Annotated in this window: 14 protein-coding genes; 8 read left to right on the forward strand and 6 right to left on the reverse strand. The window is 44.0% G+C overall.

Going from position 1 to position 22,502, the window contains the following annotated elements; genetic code table 11:
- Positions 1-200: 200 nt before the first annotated feature.
- The 3 genes from ACRD6K_RS15865 (at position 201) to ACRD6K_RS15875 (ending at position 2,576) form a co-directional block, all read left to right on the forward strand.
- Positions 201-338 (forward strand): hypothetical protein, encoded by a 138-nt coding sequence (locus ACRD6K_RS15865; RefSeq protein ID WP_430974053.1) that lies wholly within the window; start codon positions 201-203, stop codon positions 336-338.
- On the forward strand, positions 319-813 hold the full coding sequence (locus tag ACRD6K_RS15870) for a PQLLE family protein (protein WP_488621824.1): 495 nt from the start codon (positions 319-321) through the stop codon (positions 811-813). Before ACRD6K_RS15865 ends, ACRD6K_RS15870 begins: the two co-directional genes overlap by 20 nt.
- A 401-nt stretch (positions 814-1,214) precedes the next feature.
- Positions 1,215-2,576: a TlpA family protein disulfide reductase gene (locus tag ACRD6K_RS15875; RefSeq protein WP_430974055.1), complete on the forward strand. Its 1,362-nt coding sequence runs from the start codon at positions 1,215-1,217 to the stop codon at positions 2,574-2,576.
- Between the two features lie 105 nt (positions 2,577-2,681).
- On the opposite strand, the gene ACRD6K_RS15880 is transcribed toward ACRD6K_RS15875, so the two are convergent.
- From ACRD6K_RS15880 to ACRD6K_RS15905, 6 genes are all read right to left on the reverse strand, one after another.
- Complete coding sequence (locus ACRD6K_RS15880) at positions 2,682-3,188, reverse strand: OsmC family protein (RefSeq protein WP_430974056.1); 507 nt, start codon at positions 3,186-3,188, stop codon at positions 2,682-2,684.
- A gap of 222 nt (positions 3,189-3,410) precedes the next feature.
- Positions 3,411-4,685, reverse strand: coding sequence for a hypothetical protein (locus tag ACRD6K_RS15885; protein WP_430974057.1), 1,275 nt, complete (start codon positions 4,683-4,685; stop codon positions 3,411-3,413).
- 64 nt (positions 4,686-4,749) lie between these two features.
- Entirely contained in the window at positions 4,750-6,129 is a 1,380-nt protein-coding gene (locus ACRD6K_RS15890; RefSeq protein ID WP_430974058.1) for a PhoPQ-activated pathogenicity-related family protein, read from the reverse strand.
- 33 nt (positions 6,130-6,162) lie between these two features.
- Positions 6,163-7,824, reverse strand: coding sequence for a SusD/RagB family nutrient-binding outer membrane lipoprotein (locus ACRD6K_RS15895; protein ID WP_430974059.1), 1,662 nt, complete (start codon positions 7,822-7,824; stop codon positions 6,163-6,165).
- A gap of 12 nt (positions 7,825-7,836) precedes the next feature.
- Positions 7,837-11,244 carry a SusC/RagA family TonB-linked outer membrane protein gene (locus ACRD6K_RS15900; RefSeq protein ID WP_430974060.1) on the reverse strand — a complete coding sequence of 1,136 codons (3,408 nt, stop codon included), beginning with the start codon at positions 11,242-11,244 and terminating at the stop codon, positions 7,837-7,839.
- Between the two features lie 52 nt (positions 11,245-11,296).
- Entirely contained in the window at positions 11,297-12,238 is a 942-nt protein-coding gene (locus ACRD6K_RS15905; protein WP_430974061.1) for a PKD domain-containing protein, read from the reverse strand.
- Positions 12,239-12,763: 525 nt separating this feature from the next.
- Between ACRD6K_RS15905 and ACRD6K_RS15910 the strand changes: the two genes are divergently transcribed.
- The 5 genes from ACRD6K_RS15910 (at position 12,764) to ACRD6K_RS15930 (ending at position 22,087) form a co-directional block, all read left to right on the forward strand.
- Positions 12,764-14,803, forward strand: a complete 2,040-nt coding sequence (locus ACRD6K_RS15910; RefSeq protein ID WP_430974062.1) for an FG-GAP repeat domain-containing protein — start codon at positions 12,764-12,766, stop codon at positions 14,801-14,803.
- A 250-nt stretch (positions 14,804-15,053) separates the two neighbouring features.
- Entirely contained in the window at positions 15,054-16,352 is a 1,299-nt protein-coding gene (locus ACRD6K_RS15915; protein ID WP_430974063.1) for a purple acid phosphatase family protein, read from the forward strand.
- Positions 16,349-16,546 carry a hypothetical protein gene (locus ACRD6K_RS15920; protein WP_430974064.1) on the forward strand — a complete coding sequence of 66 codons (198 nt, stop codon included), beginning with the start codon at positions 16,349-16,351 and terminating at the stop codon, positions 16,544-16,546. Before ACRD6K_RS15915 ends, ACRD6K_RS15920 begins: the two co-directional genes overlap by 4 nt.
- A 540-nt stretch (positions 16,547-17,086) precedes the next feature.
- Positions 17,087-20,404: a SusC/RagA family TonB-linked outer membrane protein gene (locus ACRD6K_RS15925; protein ID WP_430974065.1), complete on the forward strand. Its 3,318-nt coding sequence runs from the start codon at positions 17,087-17,089 to the stop codon at positions 20,402-20,404.
- 9 nt (positions 20,405-20,413) lie between these two features.
- Positions 20,414-22,087 carry a SusD/RagB family nutrient-binding outer membrane lipoprotein gene (locus ACRD6K_RS15930; RefSeq protein ID WP_430974066.1) on the forward strand — a complete coding sequence of 558 codons (1,674 nt, stop codon included), beginning with the start codon at positions 20,414-20,416 and terminating at the stop codon, positions 22,085-22,087.
- The last annotated feature ends 415 nt before the right edge of the window (positions 22,088-22,502 follow it).

Consider the following 22,502-nt stretch of genomic DNA (forward strand, 5'->3'; position numbering starts at 1 on the left):
ATCAAATTTGGAGAACGATGCAAACTAAAACTCTAATAGCAAAAAATACAATTGACACAGTTTAATGAACATTACCCCGGCAGGTAATGATCAAGAACCAAGCGGATACTGATCGTTTTAGCTGTGTAAGTAAGATGTTTGTGTGTGAAGAGTGATTAAAATTAATTTGATCACCCACTAACTAAATATATGTATGCATTATGAACAAAGAGATTGATGAATTATTACTGAAGGCTGACTTAGGCATCAACAATGCCTTAAGTCACCCCGAAGTTGCCGGACTGATGAGTTTGTTGGGTTATACGCCCGAGAAACTGACTGCAGGCAAAGCAGGTTAAAGAAGCCGGTGAAGAAGATGGTGCCAGCGATGAGCTACGACTAAAACGTTCGGAAGCTCATCATACATACATGAACTACGTAAAAATTGCCCGCATTGCTTTTAAAAATGATGCAGGTATGTGGACTAAGCTTCAGCTTAATGGCAGGCGCAAACAAAGCTATTCCGGTTGGATCAGCCAGGCACGGCTGTTTTACACCAACCTGATGGCTGATGAACCGGCTATGGCTAAAATAAGTGAGTTTGGTGTTACGGCAGAAAAGTTACAGGCTGGCATGGACCTGGTGCTGGCTGTGGAAGACCAGTTAGCCCGTTTAAAGCAGGAGTCCGGTGAAGCGCAGGATGCCACCAAAGCCCGTGACAAAGCCGTAGATGTCTTGCAGGATTGGTATTCCGATTTTAGAGCGATTGCCCGCATTGCCTTGCAGGGGCGTCCGCAATTTCTTGAAATGCTTGGAATTACTGAACCATCCTGAATGAGAAACCCCGGCCTTATTGGGTGATGGGTCGGGGGTTTATAATTTCAAATTCCAAAATCGAAATCCCAAAGAGATGATTTCGGGGGACGTGATTTTTTAATCGCGCATCAGTCCAATTGCCGATTTCTGAAATCCTTTGGGCGAAATGTCTTTTCGAAACAATAAATACTTATTTTTATGGAAACTAATTCGCTAACTAAGAAACCAACCCCGCATGAAAAAACAGCCCCTCAGATACCCCCTTTGCAAACGCTTGCTATCGTATAAAAATTTTCCCTCAAGCACACCATGCAAGCGAGAGAATCATTAAATATCTATGGACGACTTTTATAACTGAACTTAGCATTGAAATAACATCAATGCATAAGATTATTAGAAGTCAGCCAAAATTGTAAAGAATGAGAAATCAACTTCTAATTGTAATTATTCTTGTTTTATTTGGATGTAAAACAGAAGTCGACAACTGGTCAACCATTAACATATCTGGGAAAGTAGATTCTCCAGATATTGATAAAATTTTATTCTTTCCGCAAGAACAGTATTCAATGGATGAAAATTCAATCCAACAGATTGAGATTGATAGTACCCAAAAGTTCTCAATTATATATCCAATTAACCAGCCAACTGAGGCTATTTTGATTCTTGGAAAAAATGGAATTAAGCTCTATTTAGAACCAGGTGAAGATTTATCCATTGACATCAAGTTAGACAATACCGTTTATTTTTTGCAAGAGAATAAAAGTCATAATTCGATTTTGCATGAATATCAGAAGAAATTTTCGGCATTTTTTACCTCAAACTTAGACTATCGTTTGCCTCCTGAGCAATTTTCTTCACAAGTTGATTCTGTTGCTACAGCTAAAGAATCTTTTCTCAATAAAAACAAAAACAAGCTTGATGACCGTTTTATTACATACTTAGAGAACGATATTCGATACTGCGCTGCAAACGAGAAAATATATTACGCAAGAAGATATGCATCAAAACTAATTAAGGAAGAAACTAATTACTTCGATTTTCTAAAGTCCTTTCAAATTCAAAATAATCAAGCGAATAATATTCAGCACTATCATGATTTTATAGACAATTACATCAACTATTTATATTTAAAAAAGATATGGAGCACAGGTGCTGATTATAAAAATGACTATATCGAAAAGTATTATATCGCTAAAGCTGAATTGAGTGGGAAAGTTTTGGAATATTTCCTGACAGAGAACCTTATTTTGGGAATTGACCTTCCTATTGAAAAGGAAAAATTTAATGAAATTACAGAAGAATTTCTTTTGGGAGATTATTCAGATAAATCAAAAAATATTTTAAGGCAAAAGTTGTCTGCATTTAATGCGAGTGGAATTGCTGAAGGGAAAATGGCACCTGAGTTTCAACTATTGAATAATAACGGTAGGTTATATTCACTTTCAGACTTTACGAAAGACTATGTAGTACTTGATTTTTGGGCAAGTTGGTGTGGTCCTTGTAGACAGGAAATTCCCGAGATGATTGAATTAGCTGAAAAATTTAGAGATAAAGCTCAATTTATTTTTATCAGTATTGATAACAATAAATCTAGCTGGGAAAAAGCGACCAAGCAACTTAAAATTCCTCAGCCTTCGCTGTTAATAGATAGCATAGCAATGGTGGATTATGGCTTTAAGGGATATGAATCAGTTCCTTTTTATCTTGTTCTTGATAAAAATAAGAAAGTGATTCTCAGAAATACAACTAAAGAAGAAATTGAGAAATTGTTATTGAACTGAGATAAGTAGCTTTTGCTAACCCTACGCTTCCAATGGTGTGGCATTTCCAGCCAGCCTTAACCAAGCGATGCAATCGCTCGGTTAAGGCTGGGAACTTCTTCTGGATTAATGCGTGACATAGCTTGTTGCAATGGGGACTCCCTTGGTGAGCGTTTGATAAACCACGCAGTATCGTTCTGTTAGTTTGGTAATTGCAGCGAGTTGATCAGGACTTGCATTGCAAGCCAACTCAAAAGAAAGTCGAATTGCTTTGAAGCCTACCGGCACGTCTTTCGCTACGCCTAAGGTTCCTCTGAAATCCATGTCGCCCTCGGCGATCACCTTGCCTTGCTCGATCGGAATTTCCAAAGCTGTTGATACCGCCCGAAGTGTAACTCCGGCACAAGCTACCAAGGCTTCCAAAAGCAAATCTCCGGAGCAGGCGAGCATGCCGTTGCCCCCCGTAGCCGGGTGTAGACCAGCTTCAACCAGTGTTTTTCCTGTGGCTACTTTGCAGGAAATGCCTGCTCCAATTTCTCCACTTGCTTGCAGGGTGATGATTGCCGCCGTAGGCTGTTCCCGGTATTTCTCTTTGATCGGGGCTTGAATTTTCCTCAGTTCCTCTGATTTCATCGGGTCTCGGATTTAAATTAAAGACTGTTCTTTCAATTTTCTACGAGATAGTTGGTTTCACGTTCATCAGAGGAGTAGCGGATTCTCTTTTTGAGCATGGTCCTGTTTTTCTTCAAGCTCGCTGCAACCTGATGCAATCTCTCGGCAGCAAGGGGTGTAAAGATCGAAGATTTGAAAATTGTGTCGTTATTCCTTTTCTTCGCCTTCGCCTGTTCCTTTGCCTTAGAACTTCGCTGCGGGAGGGCTTTCCTGAATAAGTTGCAAGGCATTTTGCTCGTAGATTTCACCGGTCATTTCACCCAACGATGTTCGTGAGATGTAATTGTAGCGCTCAAAACTATTGAAATCCTCCTTGGTGAGGATGTAACCAAAAGCATCATTGGTAAGGCCAAATAGGAAAGGGTGTTTGGTTTTTAAATGACGTTTGAGGTAATAGCCGATGTTGGGCAAAGCTTCGCCAGGAATGGTAATGGCCTGAGCTGTTCCGAGATTAAGCAGGTTGACTTGAGTGTCAATAAACGAAAAGTCGGTTCGATTGGTGTTGGTTGCCAGGGGCGAATGCTGAAAAACGTATTGCATGGCTTCAGAATCAACGGGCAGTGTAATGCTTCGGGAGGTGATAAACAAATCTGGATTTTCCTGAACCAGGGCAGGAGTGAGGATGCGGAGAGCCTCATCGGCCAGCAGGTGTCCAATCCGGATGCACTCCTCCCAGTTGTTGGCCTCTTGCCCGTTTTCCCGACGGTTGTCGGCAGTTACCATTCCTCCTTGGGCACTATTCATAAAGATAGCCATTCCTCCACCTTTTGACTCAATCCGTTCGTAAAGCGGTCCACACAAATCGGGGCTGATCAACTGGCGGTCGGGGCCAAGTATTTCCGGATGAATCGCATAGTTAATCAGCGTTGTGATGGGCTTTCCCGACTTTTCTCCTGTTGTGGCAATGGCCTGAATAACGCCACAGCGGGGATCATACAGCTTGGGTGCGTAGTAGTTGTAGGCAATTTGTCCATGAGCTTTGCCAACGGCCACTTTTAAACTGGCAGGTTCCAGCTCTTGGATCGCTTCCTGAACGGCGGCAGCAACCTGCTGCACGCACCAATTGAGGTAATCAAGGTCGGCTGAGCTTTGTCCGTTTTTATCAGGGAAAGCATAGGCATCCGGTGCGCTGTGCGTATGGGTAACACCAATTAAAACATGTTCTGGCGCAATGCCCTGAATGAGTTGTCGTGAGCGGTTTCCCAGGTAAGCCGGCCATCCCAGGTTGTCAATACTTACAATGGCCAGGCGTGTTGTGCCTTTTTCAAACACAAGGGCACGAACGTACAAATCTCCCTGAAAGCCTTTTGCAGCCTGTGGTGTACCCATCCCGCCGGAAATGGGGAGTAACTTTTTGGGGGTAATTACGCGTAATGCTGCTCCGGCCTTAAATGTTTGGGCCTGCAGGGGCGGTAGCAAAAAAAGCAAAAGGCTAAAAAGGAAGAAGAACTGTCTCATCTTTCAGAAATTAAAATTTAACTCCCATCACCATCGAACTGCAGGTGTTGGGAGTTTTAGAAAACTATTGACCTCGTTGGAGTAAAAGTGCTTTGTTATCGGTTACAAACATGCGCGTGCTTTGGGTATAGCTTCCCCCATAGGGCGCCTTGTATTTCAGATCGACATAAAAGGCTTTGTAACCCGTCTCGGGGAAGGGAATGTCGAGTTGAATTTCTGATCTGGCTTTTTGCCCGAGGCTGCTGCTGCTCCATTGCTCATCACGAAAATCGCGGTCGCTGGAGGAGGTCGTCCAAAGAATGACTTCTTCCAATAAATCCGCATTGGCCTGTACTTTAAGCGAAGCTCCTTGCGCGGTGGATGAAATGCTGTAGTCGTTTGTCGGATAAGGCTGATTGCGGGCCGCCATCCCAAAGAAAGCGCTGAGCGTGGTCAAGGCTGTTTTTTTGTCGCCCAGCCCATGCCCGGCATTGGGGGTGTAGCAAATCATATTTTGCCCGGGAATACTGTCGATGTAGTTTTTAACTGCATCAACCGGCCAGTATTCGTCGTTGGTACCAATAAACAGCATTTTCGGAATGCTCAGGTTTTTCCGATAGGCGTAAGGATCAATCATATTAACCAGGTCTGAACCTCCCGGTGTGTTTACCTGCTGAGCGATACCCAGGCGGACGTAGTCCTCAATTTGGATGCTGTAGTCACCCCAGGCAACCTTGTGGTAATCGACATTGACCGGCATATTCAGCACGTCAATAACCATGGGCCCAATGGCCTTGACGCGTTGGTCACTGGCTCCGGTAAGCCAGGTGGTCCATCCGCGCTTGGAGGCACCGGAAACAACAAATTGTTCGACTCCAAAACTCAGTTGTTGCCTGGAAAACTCCTGAATGGCATCCATTGCTTTGATGGCACTTTTGGTCATTGGAAACAGAAGGGGCCAGGTAAAATCCTGGTCGTTCTGGTAATTATGCAAGGTGAAGGAAATTAAGGCGTCCTCCGTTAAATCGTCGTACAGCGGCTGGTTGGGAACCTGCCAAATAATGGCGACAATGGCTTGATTGGTGGTTGCCACTTGCCCCATCGACTGGATAAGTTTGTCGTCCCACTTGTGCAGGTTGGGATAGCCTTCTTTAACACTTCCCCCGGTAATAAAAAGCAGGGCATCGTGGTAATTGAGCTCCTTTGGAACAAGGACAATGAGCTCGTGTTGCCACGGAATGTTGCGCCAGGTTTGCGAAGTGAGAATTAGTCGGTAAGCAGTCAGCCCTTCTGCCTGAGTTTGGTCGTGAACTTCCCATTTGAAAGAAGTATCATCGTTATTCAGATAGGCATTTAATGCCGTCTCCGGAGTGACTGCTCCATTGTTCCCGGAATACAGGGAAACGGTCATTGTCAGGCTAAAAAGTAGCGAAAAGAAGATTTGTTTTAGCTGTTTACATTTCATGGTGGTTGTTTTTATTGAAGTCTAAAATCAGAATTAATAGGGTTTGTTGGTGCCCTGCAAAAGCCAGGTTTTCGACCAGGCACTGTTGTTGCTCACATCATTTCCTTTGTATTGTGTTGGTTCCAGCTTGGAGATGGCTGCCTCTGCATTGGTTGTATTCTTCGAAATTTCATCATCAAAATGATAGTAAAAGCGCAGGGGCAGGGCGGCTCGTTTAGCTGATTCCCCGGTTTGCAGATTAGGATAACCTGTTCTTCGATAATCGAACCACGCTTCGGCAGCAGCAGTCCAACTGGCAATCCATTTTTGCTGAATGATGCTTTCCAGTCCATCAAAGTTCAGCGCTTCAATGTAGGTGTCAGATTCAGCTCCAACACCCCAGGCATTGAATGATTGTTGGATGCCTGCGGCAAAGTGTCCTTCGGCAGTTCCGGGAGCCCAACCATGCAAGCTGGCCTCAGCCAGAAGGAAGTGAACCTCGGCAGCAGATAGTAGACGCATCTGAAGCAGATTGCCGTGGGTTTCCATATACCGGTCGTTGAGCTGTGAAGCATGCGGATTGAACACCCCCTGGTCCAGATTGGGATTCAAATTATATTGTGAGGCCGCAAAAACAGAGGGGGGGATGCCCACAAAGTCCTGGTCAAAATCAACACCTACCTGCCAGGCTGATTCATAGGCATCAACAATGTCTTGCGAAATTTGCCGTTTGCCATCCACGATCTGATCCACTCCTTCGCCTTCAACAAGTTCAAGCGGAATGGCGACCTTATTGGTCCAAACTCCCAAGCGAGGGTCATTGAGTTCCTGCATCGCGTCAACAAGCGTGGCGCACAACTTCACCCGCATATAGTCTCCACTGGGATCGGGATCAAACACCATATTACTGGGCCACGAGTCGGCGGGAGATTGCCCAATGTAGCCTACGGTAGCATCATCTTCAGCTTTTAAAATCAAGGGATAGCTTGATGGATCGGAAGCAATACGCTTAATGCCTTCTTCAGCAATACTGGGTTCCTTGGCTGACAGACGCATGTAGTAGCGTAAAGCCAGCGAATTGGCTAGTTGACGCCATTTGCTGGCATCGCCTTCATACAAAATATCCTGTGTGGCATTGACATTGAGGTATGCCTCATTGTCCTTGGAAAGTAAGCTGTTGGCAGTTTCCAAATCGGCCAATAGCCCTAGGTAAATATCCCGTTGGTCATCGAATATGGGTTTAAAATATTCAGTTCCGGATTCAGCCTGGAGCGCTTCGGTGTATGGAGCATCTCCCCACAGGTCGGCAATTAAGCCAAAGGTGTACGCTTTTATCACAAGTGCTACGCCTTGGTGGAACTCGTAGTTCCCGGCTTCTGCTTTTTTCTGAAATTCGTCGGTATTGCGCAAAATGCCATAGTAGCCGGACCAACTGTGGCTGGCGTTATCCCAATCGTAGTCGTTGTGTCCGCTTGACCAGCCATCGTGCTGGGTGTGTTGCATGACGCCTGCTATATGACCAAATCCTAGGCTGACAACCGTTTTGCCAACTCCGGTGATCATGGTTGGAAGCAAGAGGTTCAGATCGGCATTCTCCGGATCAACACCGTTGGGATTGACGTTGAGTTCTCCTAAATCTTTACAGGAAATGGCCAGCAAAAAGATGAATGCGGTGAGTGCTATGAAGTATTTATTGATGGTATATCTAATTTTCATTGTTGATTGATTTTATAAGGTGAAACTCAATTTGAAACCAATAGGTACAATCCAAGGATCTGCATTGTAACGTTCAACGCCCTGCGAGAATCGCCCGTTTCCTTCGGCTTGATAGGCGCGTTCCGGATCAACTCCAAGTTTTGAGTCTTTGGTCCATAAAATGATGTTGCGGCTATACAAGCTTAGGTTGACATCCTGCATGCCCAGCTTTCGGCTAAGCCGGTCAGGCACCTGATAGTTCAGTGAGATTTCGCGAAGTTTCACATAGTCGGCATCAAACAAGTTGGCTTGCCCAATGTCCCACGGATAGCTAACCACGTATGGGAGAAAGACTGTTCCTTCATTCCCCAGGTTTTCCTGCTCCAAAACGAACTTGCCATTTTCATCGTAATGGCCCATAACTCCAGGGGCAAAGGTGGCATCGTACACAGTTACGCCACTAAAGTTCTCAGGAAACCCTCCGTATTCCGGCGTGGGGCCTCCAACTGGGCGCAAACGGTCGCTTAGTAAAAGTTCATCTTTATGCTCCAAAACCCAGGCTTTAAGTTCCTCGCTGGCAGCTCCGCCCAATTCTCCCGGGTGAACCAGCTCGTCGAGCCAGGTTTGTGTGATCACGTTCTCGGAGAGGTAGCGGTAGGTTTGCGATACATATTGCCCGCCGGAACGCCAATCGAAGGTCATGTTTAGCGAGAGGTTCTTGTAGCGAAAACTGGTTTGCAAGCCCATAATGAAATCGGGGTTGTAATTTCCCACTTTCGAGTAGGCCTCTTCTCCCATCCATTCAGCATCCAGTCCACTTCCCAGAATTGGAAAGCCGTAGTAAGGCGAGCTTTCATCGGTTACTCGTTGCACCTTGCGCGAGTAGAGGTTGCCCACCAAACCATCGTGTCCCAAGGCATCATTTTTTACGTAGCCAATGTTCTTTACGCGTGCATTATCCCAAAATTCAACAAAGTCCAAATCTTCGGCTAACTCCAGAATACGCGTTTCATTGGTTGTGAAGTTGAGGTTTAAGTCCCAGGTCCAGTCATTGTTCTGAATAGGAGTTCCTCCGATCAAGAGCTCCCAGCCTTTGCTTTGTAGTAAGCCAGCATTGATACGGATGCTGCTTGCCCCGGTGGATGCTGCCAAGGGAATACCCAAAATCTGGTTTTCGTTATCAACGGTATAGTAAGTTCCCTCAAGGCGCAGGCGGTTGGAGAAGAGCCTGATATCGGTTCCAAACTCCAGGGAGGTGGCCAGTTCCGGGAGTAGTTGAGGACTTAGTAGCCCGCTTGGTTTGGCTAATGCGATGGCATCACCCCATTGCCCTTGATTGGAATAAGTGGCGTATAAGCTGTAAGGAGAGGTGTCGTTTCCGACTTGTGCCCATCCGCCTCTTAGTTTCAAGAGATTGACATTAGGACCCAAGTCCACTAATTCGTTAAGCATGATGCTCATTGAGGCAGAAGGGTAGAAGTAGGATCTGTTTTCACCGGGTAAGGTGCTAGACCAGTCGTTTCGTGCTGTCAGATCAATAAAGATACGGTCTTTCCAGCCCAGGTTAGCCATGGCATAAACACTGTTGATGGCTTTTTCTGCCCGGCTGTTTGAATAATTTAGTGCTCCTGAATTGATGTTATTGACGGTGTAAAGATTAGGAACATTCAAGCCTGAACCCGGCTTGGGTGAGTTGGAAATGACGGATGATTTTGAATACAGAACATTGCCTCCGGCAGAAGCTGTCAATGAAAAGTCTTCCCAGTCATCTTTGTAAGTTGCCAACACATCGGTGTTGCGCTCCAGGCTATTTCCATTGCCAATTCCATAAGCTCCATTATTGGGTTCCTTCAAATAACCCGGTGCTATTTTGGACTCCCGAACCTCATCGGTTTTGTTGAGAGTGTAGCGCGCCATGAGGCTCAGTTTCGAATTGATCTCCCAAGTGGCTACCAAGTTCCCATAAATCCGGTAGCGGTTGAAGCTATTGTTGACTTCATGAGCCAAAAAATAAGGATTTTCATGGTTGCCGGAAACCCGTTTGACATTCTCCCCTGAACCATAATCTTTCAACTTATGAATGTCGATATTGGCTGGGTGCATGTAGGCCCATTGCATGGGGTTGGCTCCACGGTTTGAAGCAGGCCGGTTGTCTGCCCAACTGTTGGTGAAGTTGATGTCGGTGCTGACCGTAAAATTATCACGAACTTTGGAGGAGGCGGCCAAACTAATACTGTTTTTATTCAGGTCTGAATTCGGGACCAGCCCACTGTGCGTCATATTTGTAATTCCCAAACGATAGTTTGAAGCCCCGCTACTGTTGGAAATTGCGGCACTATTGGTTGTTGTGAAGGCATAATCGTTAATGAAATCACGAACATTATTGGGGTAAGAAATGACTTCCGTAGGGATGGGAACGCCGTTGGCATCCAAGGGGGCATCCCATTGCACAGCCCAGTAGCCTTTGTCATTTTCCGGGCCGGAAGCAGTTGCATCACCAGCCGTTATCTCTGGTAAAATTCCTCCACCAACATCTTCAGGTCGAAAGGAGAAAAAGCCTGTTGAGAATTGAGATTGCACATTGAGAAAGCGGGAAGGAATATCAAAAACGGTATTGGACGTAACCCGGACAGTCATGCCTTGGTCGGCTTTGGCTTTTTTGGTCGTTATGAGCACTACGCCGTTTCCGGCTCTTGTGCCGTATAGTGCTGCTGCACTGGGGCCTTTCAGTATGGATACGTTTTCAATGCTTTCCGGATCAAGGTCGGCAATGGCATTTCCATAATCGACCCGGTTATCAGATCCAAATCCACCCACATTGTTAACGGTGCTGGCCATAGGAACGCCATCAACAACAAACAGAGGTTGGTTATCGGTACTCATCGAGCTGGCTCCGCGAATAACCATACTGACAGTTGAACCGGCGCCTCCGGTAGAGCTGATGGTGACTCCGGACACTTTCCCCGCCATGGAGTTTAAAACGTTTTCCTGAGCAACGCGAGTCAAGTCATCACCTTCAACTTGTCCGACGCTAAAGCCTAGCGATTTTTCAGCACGTTTTATCCCTAAAGCAGTAACCACAACTTCTTCCAAGGCTTCAACGTTTTCTTCTAAACTTAGGTTGATCTGTTTTTGTCCATTAACTTCAACTTCTTTTGGGGTGAAGCCGATGAACGAAAAGTTGAGTGTTGCGTTGGGCTGTGGCAATACGAGGGAATAATGCCCATCAAGATTCGTGACTGTTCCTATGGCTGTGCCTTTTACTGCAACGGTTACCCCGGGTAGCGCCTGCCCATCGCTGGCAGAAGTAACGGTTCCCGACACGATGTGCTCCGTCGCAGTTTGTGCTTGTAACTCAAAGGTTAAAAGAACGGGAATGATGAGCCAGAGGAATTGCAAGGTCTTTGGAATGCTATGCGATAAAGAATATGTATTATTCATAGTTTTTCAATTGAATGTGTTCTGATTTTGGAAACAATGATGAAGAGAGCCATTAATTGACCACAACAAAAGTGAGCACCAGGGCATGCGTATTCATCGGTAGATGATCAGGTGAGGCGGCCATAAACATGACAAGTTGCATGGAGTTGTCGCTGATCTTGTTAAGAATGACTTTTCGTTGGAAGTCCATAAGACCGATAAATTCGGTTCCCGAGAAGTCCAGCGTGCTCACATCCTCAAAGGTGATTGTTCCGTCAGCACCATAAACAGAGGGAACGACAAAGTTTTCGTTTTCAACATAGGTGAATGTCGCATCGGTCTCTGGGGTGTATTTCCCGGTGCATAGTCCGAAGTCAGCGCCGCCCGCATTAACGATTCCTTCGCCTCCGGTGGTCACGTATTGAAACACCAAGCCACTAAAAGCCGCTCCATCACTTTTTACATCGTGGGCATAGCTGCCATCAAAAAAGAAGGTATAGGTGTCGTCGTAAACTTCTCCCATGTTTAAATACAAATCGAAAGCCCCTTGTGGAAGGGTTTCCGGTGCACCGGAAGCGACGGAGAAAGAGGCGTCAGCATTGGCCAGGCGATCTTCGGCAGGGTGAGCTGCCGTTAGTTTCCATGTTTTTCCGTTGGAAGCTGTTGGGCCACCGGTTAGTAATACGTAAGGCGTTAAAGCAACGGCCAGATTCACCTCCGAAATTGCTGTTTGGCCGTCGGAGTCAGTTGCGGTAAGAGTGGCGGTGTAATAGCCACCATTTTCATAAATATAAACCGGATTTTGCTCGGTACTTGTGTTCCCGTCACCAAAATCCCAAAGCCAGTTTGAGGCACTGTGAGTCAGGCCTGTGAAAGCTACCTGCTTCCCATCAATACTGTAAAAGATGTCGGCTGAAACAGGAAAGGTAGGACGTGATTCATCTTCTTTACAAGATGAAAGAAATAGAAATCCAATCGTGCTAAAAAAGAACAGAAAGAGGAATAATTTTTTCATAGTAAAGAAAGCTAAGATTAATATTCAGGTAAGTAAGTCTTCATTCTGTTGGTTATCAGTTGATTTTAGGTCGGTTGGTCTGTTGTCAAAGAACTGGAACGATATTCGTGATCAAAGGATCTTTCTTTATGGACGGATGGCTTGAGGTCTTTCCTTTAATCAGTCAATAGCTTATCAAAGCAGCTATTTTGTTATTTAAGATACAACACTTAAACTAAAGTATTTCAATCTGTTTAGTAAATTTAAGGAGGACCTGAATGAAAAACATATGGAAATTTGTTCTCCTTGCATTAAATATTGTTCGATCCAGGTTGATTTTGCTAATACGTTGACTGAGTTAATATTTAATGTGAATTGAATAAGATTAAGGAATTTTGATTCAGGTAAATCAACTTATTTTGATAGACGAGTTTTTCCTTTTGTTGCGATTGATAAGCAGATTCTTAACAAGTTAAAGGTTTGCTGGAGCTTTACTTGTAGCGTAAAGCATTGGAAGGATCTGTTTTAACCAAAACTTGGAGACCTATGAATTATTTACTTTCTGTTATGAGAAAGCATGTTCGACTTCTCATCAACCTTAGTTTGGCTGGCATGATTGGAATCCTGGGAGCCTGTAAGTCTGAGGCCTTGGATGCTGGGAACAACACGGATGATAGCCGGGGAATTCAAAAGTTGGCGTATCGACACTCTGATTTATTGGTGGATTTGGATGTTGGTTTTAAGTCGGTGCCTATGCCCATGGACTTTGATGGTGATGGAGACTTAGACTTGTTAGTATCAGCGTCTGGTAGTTACGTTGAGGTTGGGGTATTTTATTTTGAAAACATTAGCGGAAACGTTGATTATCCTGTGTTTCGGGCTGGCGAACAGGTTTCTTCCGAGCGATTTCGTTTAGGCTACGATGGAAAATTCTTCGAAGTGTCAGAGGTGAATGGGCATGTCCATGTGTTAACGCCGGATCGGGTTAATGATCAGTTGTTGATTTATGAAGATGTCCCACAAAATGTATTCTGGAAGAAAAGGGATATGCCTTTGAAAGCACGGGGCTATATGCCTGGCACAAATTACAATACCTGGAAGATGATCGATTTTGATCATGACTCTTTGTTCGATTTGGTTTGTGGCTTGTCAAGTAAACAAGGCGATTTCTTACTTTTCTTTAAAAATACAGGGAGCAATCAAGATCCTACTTATGAGGAACCGGAGCAACTAAAGACGTCATTGGGCAAACCCCTCGGAAATGATTTGTACCTGGAAGTTCCTTTGGCAGACTATGATAATGATGGTGATTTGGATTACCTGGCCATCAGCCCTTTTGCCAATATTGTCTATTTTCAGAATGCGGGCACTCCGCAAGTACATGAATTCCATGAAGGGCAGAAATTGCGCTATCAGGGAGAGCTCATTCAATTTGTCTCTCATTATGGGAATGCAACGAAACTGAAGGCAGTTGATTTTAATCGGGATGGTTTTGTCGATATTTTAGCAGGTGATGAAGATGGGAAAGTCTCTTTTCTGAAAAATACCGGGAAGGTGAACCATGGAATTCCTGAGTTTTTGCCCCCAGTCTTTTTGCAGCAGGAAGCTTTGTTCGTTGATTTAGGGGCTTTGGCTGCTCCTCGTGTTTTTGATTGGGATGGCGATGGATTGGATGATATTTTGAGCGGAAATGGAGTTGGAAACATCTATTTTGTGAAAAATCTTGGGGGAGATATTCCTGTCTGGGATGCTCCTAAAGTCCTCGAAATTGATGGAGTTCCTATTCGGATTATTCCGACGGAAGTGTTGCCCAATACAGAGGATCCGCACTGGGGATATACAACCATTGATGTTGGGGATTGGGATCACGATGGGGTGCCCGATATCTTGGTGAATGAACACAATGGTAATTTGGTTTGGCTGAAAAATAAAGGTACCAGGGAAAAGCCGGAGCTGTCAAAACCACAGCCGCTCTACGTTGAATGGGAAGGAGAGCCTCAAAAGCCAGCTTGGACACCAGGAGTTTCTGAAGGGAATGAATTGCTGGCTCCTTGGCGGACATCTCCTTTTATCATGGATTTTAATCAAGATGGCCTCAATGATTTGGTGATGTTGGATTACGAAGGTTATTTGGTGGTTTATCCGCGTCAAAAAGTGGGAGATGAATTACGCTTGGGGCATCCTCAGCGGAATTTTGTTTTCTCGGATGGATCGCCAATCTTGCTAAATCAGCGAACAGGATCTAGTCATGGCCGGTTAAAAATAACTTTTGCTGATTGGGATGGTGATGGATTGGAAGATCTAGTCTTTTCATCAAAACCAGCAGTAGACTGGATGAAGAACCTGGGAATGAAAAATGGGAAAATGGTTTTGCAATACATGGGGCGGGTGATTTCGCGTACCTTGATGGGCCATACGGATGGCCCTGTGGTCACTGACTTTAATCGCGATGGAGTTCCTGATTTGTTGGTGGGCACCGAAACTGGTGTTTTATATTATTGGCAAAGGCCAAGTGTGACGGTAACCACCACAATGACTACCACCGGAAAACAGATGCCTGCGGCTTATCCTTACTTCAAACGATGATGATGTTTTGTGTTTAGCCTGCCTAGTGCAAAGGTTATTTTTACTTCGTTACCAGAAGGGAATTAATGAGTTAATATTCCATTTGTTTTGCCAAAAATTCGTGAAGTGACAGCAGGGTATTTGATTTATTTTTAAGGTGTTTGCTTCTTCTTCGAAATGTTGAAAGTTTATTGTAAAGGGCAGAAGCAAGAGATCTATAAAGAAAGCCTCTTCTAGCTAAATTAGGAATCGGATTAAAATAAGAAGACTCATGAATTCATTCGTTAAAAGCGCAGTGTGTTTAGTCACAGGATTTTTATTTGTTGGAAGTAACTGTTTGATTGCGCAATCAAATGCTGCATCTTCAAGTCCTGATCGAATTATTCTAAATTTGACGGCTACGGGAACAAATTCGGTCGCTGTCAGCTGGCGAACGGATACCTTGGTTGAAAAAGGTATTTGTGAATGGCAGCTGTCACCGCAGGGACCTGTGGCCTCGGAGAATACCCGTCAAGTCGTGGCCAACACGCAACAGCTTGTTTATACTTATTCGAATGAACCAGCTATTCATGCCAAACAGCATAGTTGTACGCTGAAGGACTTAGCTCCAGGGAAAAGCTATATTTACCGGGTTGGCGATGGAACAAATTATAGTGAATGGTTGGAGTTTTCTCTTCCTGCAGAAGATCAGGAAGCCTTCTCTTTCCTGTATTTTGGGGATCCGCAAACAAGCCTGAAATCGCAATGGTCGCGGGTGGTAAGAAAAGCTTATCAGCAAGTACCCGAGTCTGCTTTTATGCTTTATGCCGGTGACTTGATAAACCGTGCAGGCAAAGATCGGGAGTGGCAGGAGTGGTTTGAGGCTGGGCGGTTTATCTTCTCAAGTACGCCCCAGTTAATGACTCCGGGAAACCATGACTATGATGATCGGAATTTGGATCCACATTGGAGAGCACAGTTTGAGTTACCAAAAAATGGCCCCAAAGGTTTGGAAGAAACGTGCTTTTTCATCGATTACAAAAACTTACGCTTAATCTCAATTGATTCTGCTGCAGGCGACGAACTGGACGATGAGAACGGTTGGGAGATGCAGTCGCAAGTTGCTTGGCTGGATTCTGTTCTGGCCAATACGGAAAGCGAATGGATTATTCTGACGACCCATTTGCCGTTTTATTCTCCAAAAGCATCGCGCGACAATGCTTCTTTAAGAAAACACTTTCAGCCTTTGATTGAAAAGTATGGGGTTGATTTGGTCCTTTCCGGACATGATCATTCGTATGGCAGAGGGATGGCCTCGGATAGCTCAAATCCTCTTCATCAGCCGGTTTATGTCGTGTCGGTAAGTGGGCCGAAGATGTATGAGGTAGGAGATAAGGACTGGATGAAACGAAAAGGGAGTAAGGTGCAGTTGTTTCAGAAAATTACAATTGGACCCGGAGAACTCAATTTTGAAGCTTATACCGCTAATGGAGAATTGTTCGATCATTTCAACTTAGGAAAGTGGATGGTCAAACGGAGTTGCTCAACTAGTGATTTTAAAGGAATTTTCACCAGAAGTACTAAAAGATGAATAAACAATTCATTATGGTTATTCCGGTGATTGTTTTTCGTGAATCGATCCAACCTGAACAGTTAATTGCCCGTCTACAGTTAGGAGCGCATAACGAGTCACTTGCTTGGTGTAGCTCTGAGATTGCAGCAGTGAGCTTTTTTTTGTTACCTTGGTCGTTGGTAAATATGCTTTTGAAAGTCCTGATCGTTTGATGCAGGGGAAAAGCCGGCTGGTTTTTGCTATTTTCTTTCTACTTTATATGTTGTGCAGCTTCTTAGTATCCGGATTGCTCAAAGGGACACTCCCTTTTAATCAGTGGCTCTACCCAGTTAATTTGCTTATTATTGTCAAAAAGCAAAGATCCATTTAACATTGCCGTAAAGCTTGATCGCTTAAGCTATTCTCGAATGCAGATAGTGTATCTTAGTATCTTATTCTTCTTGATTCTTTTAATGGCGTGGTTTTCGGTTTTATTGCATGATGGATTACGAGGAGCTCACGACCGATTTTTATTCTCTTAATTTATCTAAAAGTTAATACATCATCGATGTATGATGATGTAGTTTCAATTTGAAAGTGAAATTATTTTAACCTGTAATAATTGTTTTTTACACTGTTATAAAACATGTGGGTTAAAATTTAATGTGTTTAGAATAAAATTCCAGAAGCAATTGCCTGATCGTTTATAAAACTTTGTAAGAGTGGATGTTGAGATTATAATCCATGATTCTAATTAAATCAAAAAACTATCTATGAAAAAAAGAATTTCGCAGACACTTCTGGTTGCACTATTTGCACTGTTTTGTGTTGCTGCTACAGCCCAAAATCGGGTGAGTGGTACAGTAAAAGGTGATGATAGTGAACCTTTGCCCGGGGTATCTATCGTGATTGAGGGTACAAAAAATGGAGTAGTGACCGATTTTGATGGTAACTACAACCTACAACTTCCAAACACTAATGTTACATTGGTATTTTCTTTTGTTGGTATGGAAACGCAAAATGTCCCGGTTGATGGACGGTCAGTGGTGGACGTTGTCTTGCAGTCATCAACAATAGGTGTTGACGAAGTGGTGGTAACTGCTCTTGGTATCACACGGGAGAAGAAATCGCTGGGATATTCTGTGGGCGAGGTCAGCGGAAGCGACCTGAATGAAACGCCCATGGGAAGTGTGTTGAATGCCGTTGCGGGGAAAGCTGCAGGTGTTCAGGTGTCCCAAATGTACGGGCTTGCGGGCTCATCAGTAAACATGGTGATCCGGGGAGCCAGTTCATTAAACACCAAAAATCAGCCTCTTTTTGTAATCGATGGTGTGCCGGTAGGCAACGGAATTGATAATAACTACAAGGATGCAGACATGGGTAATGCCATTTCTGACGTTAATACCGAGGACATTGAGTCCATGTCGATTCTGAAGGGCCCCAGTGCTGCGGCTTTATATGGTTCCCGGGCCGGAAACGGAGTGGTGCTTATTACCACAAAATCGGGGAAGGGTGTTAAAAAAGGAATAGGAGTTTCTTTTAATACATCGTATGTTCTCGACAATCCGTATCACTTTGTTCCTTTTCAATCGATGTTTGCATCGGGCAAAGCCGGTTCCCATAATTTAGGGGAACAGGAAAATGAATCGTGGGGTGCCATTCTTGACGGAACATACCCGGATTCCTACCAATGGGACAAGTCGTTGCTGGATAATGACGGAACATCGTTGCAGCCGTTGGTAGCGTATCCCAACAGGCAGCAGGATTTTTACCGGAACGGATTCAGCCAGTCGAACAATGTTTCGTTTGAAGGCAAATACGACAAGGCAAATTTCCGTGTTTCTTTCGGTAATATGATCAACGAAGGCATTTTGCCCAATACCGATTACGCCAGGAAAACGATTGGGATCAACGGAGCTTACAACCTGACCGATAATCTGAAAGTAAGTGCAGCCGTTAATATTTCGGAAGCAGGGTCGGATAACCGGCAAAACATTGGAACGGGGAGACGGGACCCATCCCGGTCGGTTCTCGAAATGGGCGTCCAGGTGAATATACTTGATTTGAAGGATTACTGGTTGGAAGGGCAGGAAAACATCCAGCAGCGGAAAAGTAAACCCAAACAAAACAACCCGTATTTCAACGTTTACGAAAACCTGACAGGGTTTAAGCGTAATCAAACGATGGCAAAACTTCAGGTGGATTGGGAGATTTTTAAAGATTTCAATTTCATGGGCAGGTATCTTACCAATGTGATAAACCAGCGAAACGAAGCAAGGGTTGCCTGGAGTGATTATGATAACGGCAGGGGAGCATATTCCATCGAGAAGACTTTGATAAAGGAGGAGAACTGGGAAGCCATGTTTTCTTACAGCAAAAATATTATGGATGGATTGAGCCTTACTGCAAATCTAGGGGGAAATCTTCGTTATGATTACAACGATGCTATTTCGAACGAGGCATCTCAGCTCGTATTACCGGGCTTGTTTACCATTTCAAACGGCGTTCCCGGAACGGTTTCGTACAATAGTTACTGGGGCGAAAAGGCGGTGAACAGTGTATATGGCTCTGTTTCTTTGGGCTATCAGAACTTGGTTTACCTCGATCTGACGGCAAGAAACGACTGGTCGAGTACCCTGCCAAAAGATAACCGGTCGTATTTCTATCCGTCCGCTTCTTTGAGTTTGCTGATCAATGAAATGATAGAATTGCCTTCGTGGATCGATCTGATGAAACTAAGATCGGGCTACGCACAGGTTGGTAACGATGTGGGAGCTTATGCATTGGCACAATATTATGCCACTGCCAGCGATTGGGGCGACGCCAAACGGATGTACATGCCCGGAACTTTGAGAAACCCTGAGTTGAAGCCCGAAATTGCAACCTCCAAAGAGATTGGTTTGGATTTGGCTCTTTTTGATAGCAGGATCAACCTGGATGCAACTTATTATGTAGTGGATAATAAAAACCAAGTGCTCAGTATCTCAACACCTACCGAGTCGGGAGCAACTGCCAAACAGATTAATGCCGGGCTTGTTCGGGGCCGGGGATGGGATATCTCCTTAAATTCAAGTTTGGTGAGAAAACGGGATTTTGCCGTTGATCTGGGATTAACACTGACCCGGAACCGGACCAAAATCGTTGAATTAGCGGAAGGTATCTCGTTCTACCAGTTTGGTTCAGTAGGGCAGGTAAGGCTAAGAAGTTATGTGGGAGACGACATTGGGAATATATATGCCTACCCATATTTAACTGTCGAAGATGAAAGTTCAGAATATTACGGCTATCCAATTATTGCCGCAAATGGAAGGGCACAATTAGATAATCGGGAAGAGAGCATCGAAAAAGTAGGGAACTTCAATCATAAGTTTTTGATGGGTATACAGCCGGTTATCAAATACAAGAATTTTAGTGTTTATGCCAATTTCGATTTTAGATACGGAGGTGAATTCTACTCCAGATCAATGGAATTTTTCAGAAACAACGGTTGGCTGGAGGAAACATTCTCGGGTGTTGGCTACGACGGGAACAAGGATATTGTTCAACAAATCAAAGATAATCCTGAAAAATACTTTAACCTTTGGGTTGGAGGACGTACCGGTGATTATGGCGGGTTCCCATGGGCCGATCCGGCCACACAGGCTTCAAGGTCATACATTGATAAAAATACAGGAGAAACAGTATATGTAGAAGATGCGAGTTTTATTCCCGGTGTGCGGGAAGACGGACAGGGAGGATACATTGAAAACTTAGGAGGCGAAGGAACGGTATGGATGACTCCTTTCGATGCCAATAAATATGCAACCAGGTATTATGGGGGAAACAATGTTTACAGTGCTACTTACTTAAAATTAAGGGAATTGTCCGTAACATACAGGCTGCCTCAGCAATTGGTAAGTAAGGCGAACCTGAGCAATGTATCTCTGTCTTTAATGGCTCAGAATGTGTTTACGTGGACAAAAGCAAAAATACCCGTTGACCCGGAACTTGCTTTTGCTTCAAGCGGTAGTTCTTGGACGCAAGGGGCTGAATATTACAACGTAACGCCTTGGACCCGCTCGTTTGGTATTAAACTTAATGTTGAATTTTAATTACTTGTCATGAAAAAAATAAGTCTGATTTTAGCAATTATATTTTTAGGACAGTTTCTTCAATCTTGCTACGACGATTTTGATGAAATGAACGTGAGTCCTAATAATGCCGAAGAAGTTTCGCCCAATTATCTGCTATCGTATGTTATCTCAAAAACAAGTATGCAGTTTTACGGGCTGATGAACGAACATACCGATATTGCCGGTACGCTGCAGTACACACAACGGGGGACGGAATTCAATGCCGCGAATCAAAACTGTTATCAGTGGGGAAAAGGTTCCTGGAATGCCTATTACGACATTTTGAGAACCAATCAGTTGATGTATGAGCTGGGAGAAAAGGAAAACAACCAGTTCTTTATGGCTGCCTCATTGATTATGAAGTCCTTCACTTTTGGTCTGATGGCTGACCTTTTTGGCGATTGTCCTTATTCGGAGGCATTGCAAGCCAGCACCAGCGTGCTATTTCCAAAGTTCGATGCCCAAAAGGATGTTTACGAAGGAGTTTTGACCGATCTAAAAACAGCTTCCGGATTACTGGAAGGATTGGATTCAAAATTAAGTGTTTTGCCATCGTCCGATCTTCTTTATGGTGGTGATCGGGATAAATGGATCAAGTTTGCCAACTCGCTTCGGCTGAGGTATTGTTTGAGGTTGCACAACAAAAAAGAGGAGCTCAGCATCAATACTGTTAGCGAATTTAAGGACGCTGCCACCAAGGTGTTTGGAAGCAACGCCGACAATGCAACGTTGGTACTTTTGGGGTTGTCAGACGAGAATTCGGCCGTTGGAGGACCGGTAAGATCATCTAATAAACCTTATGCGTTTAAGCCCGGAAAACCATTGGTCGACTACTTGAAGGCAAGAAACGATCCGAGGCTTCAACGCTGGGTGAATCCGGTGGAAAGAAAATGGGATTTTAATGCTAGCGAAGAAACAACGGTTAATTACACCGATATTTTTGGAGATACTTATCAAATGACAATTTTCCCAACCGATGATACCAGCCTTGATACGTCGGTTTATGTGGGATTACCTATCGGATACGACAACCTGGAATTTTTGGGAAATTACAACCGGGGCGATGGCATTAGGGACTATCCGGATGAAAGAAGTGCTTATATTTCCTATTTAACACCCATCTATTTTGAGAATAGTAACGACTTTGTTAATCCTTCGCTGATCACATATGCCGAGGTGGAATTTATACTGGCCGAAGCTGCCTTGTTGGGGGATTATGGTGTATCGAATGTTGAAGACCATTACAAGAATGGCATCAGGGCTTCCATGAATCAGTACAAAATATTGTCAGAAGCCCAGGGATTTGATTTTGATGTATTCTACAGCCAGCCAACGGTTAGCTACAGCAGTTCTTCTATTACGAATAAGCACGAACTTATTATGACACAAAAATGGATTGCGCTTTGGTTACAGGCCGAGTCGTGGTTTGACTGGAGAAGAACTGGGTACCCGGACTTCGAACCTGCAGCAAATCCTGCATTTGGCCCCGCATTGCCATTAAGGCTTGCCTATCCGGAACCATTTGCAGATCCACAGTATGTGGAAAAGTATGAAGAAGCGGTTTCAAAACTGGAAAAAACCGGTTTTGTTCCTTCTAATCAGTCAAATGATCATAGTTATTCAAAAACATGGTTATTACAGGATACCAATAAACCTTATTAGAAAAGGAACAGTGATTTTGCATTGATTAAGATTTGATTGAAGAAATAGACAGAGAAATCTGCCTATTTCTTTGTTAACTCTATTTTGAAAATAGGCGGATAGAAATCAATATAATTTGTATGTATATTATGTTTTTAATAAAGGGATAGAGTTCTACGTTATATGTTGTACAGCTTTTTAATGTTCGGATTACTGCTGGGCACTCTTCCATTTAAGCCAAGGCTCTACCCGGTTAACTTGCTTGTCATTTGGTTTTTACTTACAGAAAGAAGTAGTCCATTTAACATTTTCATAAAACGTGGAGGCTTAAGCTACTCCTGAATGCAGATAGGGTACCTCAGTATCTTAATCTTCTTTTTTCTTTTAATGACTTGGTTTTCGGTTATGCTGCATGATGGATTCTCATGAATTCACG

Source organism: Sunxiuqinia rutila (genome assembly GCF_050589705.1).
GTDB classification, from domain to species: domain Bacteria; phylum Bacteroidota; class Bacteroidia; order Bacteroidales; family Prolixibacteraceae; genus Sunxiuqinia; species Sunxiuqinia rutila.

Coding starts and splice junctions, on each gene's coding strand:
- ACRD6K_RS15865 (WP_430974053.1), top strand. CDS start 201: ATGAACAAAGAGATTGATGAATTATTACTGAAGGCTGACTTAGGCATC.
- ACRD6K_RS15905 (WP_430974061.1), bottom strand. CDS start 12,238: ATGAAAAAATTATTCCTCTTTCTGTTCTTTTTTAGCACGATTGGATTT.
- ACRD6K_RS15880 (WP_430974056.1), bottom strand. CDS start 3,188: ATGAAATCAGAGGAACTGAGGAAAATTCAAGCCCCGATCAAAGAGAAA.
- ACRD6K_RS15920 (WP_430974064.1), top strand. CDS start 16,349: ATGAATAAACAATTCATTATGGTTATTCCGGTGATTGTTTTTCGTGAA.
- ACRD6K_RS15885 (WP_430974057.1), bottom strand. CDS start 4,685: ATGAGACAGTTCTTCTTCCTTTTTAGCCTTTTGCTTTTTTTGCTACCG.
- ACRD6K_RS15890 (WP_430974058.1), bottom strand. CDS start 6,129: ATGAAATGTAAACAGCTAAAACAAATCTTCTTTTCGCTACTTTTTAGC.
- ACRD6K_RS15910 (WP_430974062.1), top strand. CDS start 12,764: ATGAATTATTTACTTTCTGTTATGAGAAAGCATGTTCGACTTCTCATC.
- ACRD6K_RS15900 (WP_430974060.1), bottom strand. CDS start 11,244: ATGAATAATACATATTCTTTATCGCATAGCATTCCAAAGACCTTGCAA.
- ACRD6K_RS15895 (WP_430974059.1), bottom strand. CDS start 7,824: ATGAAAATTAGATATACCATCAATAAATACTTCATAGCACTCACCGCA.
- ACRD6K_RS15930 (WP_430974066.1), top strand. CDS start 20,414: ATGAAAAAAATAAGTCTGATTTTAGCAATTATATTTTTAGGACAGTTT.
- ACRD6K_RS15925 (WP_430974065.1), top strand. CDS start 17,087: ATGAAAAAAAGAATTTCGCAGACACTTCTGGTTGCACTATTTGCACTG.
- ACRD6K_RS15875 (WP_430974055.1), top strand. CDS start 1,215: ATGAGAAATCAACTTCTAATTGTAATTATTCTTGTTTTATTTGGATGT.
- ACRD6K_RS15915 (WP_430974063.1), top strand. CDS start 15,054: ATGAATTCATTCGTTAAAAGCGCAGTGTGTTTAGTCACAGGATTTTTA.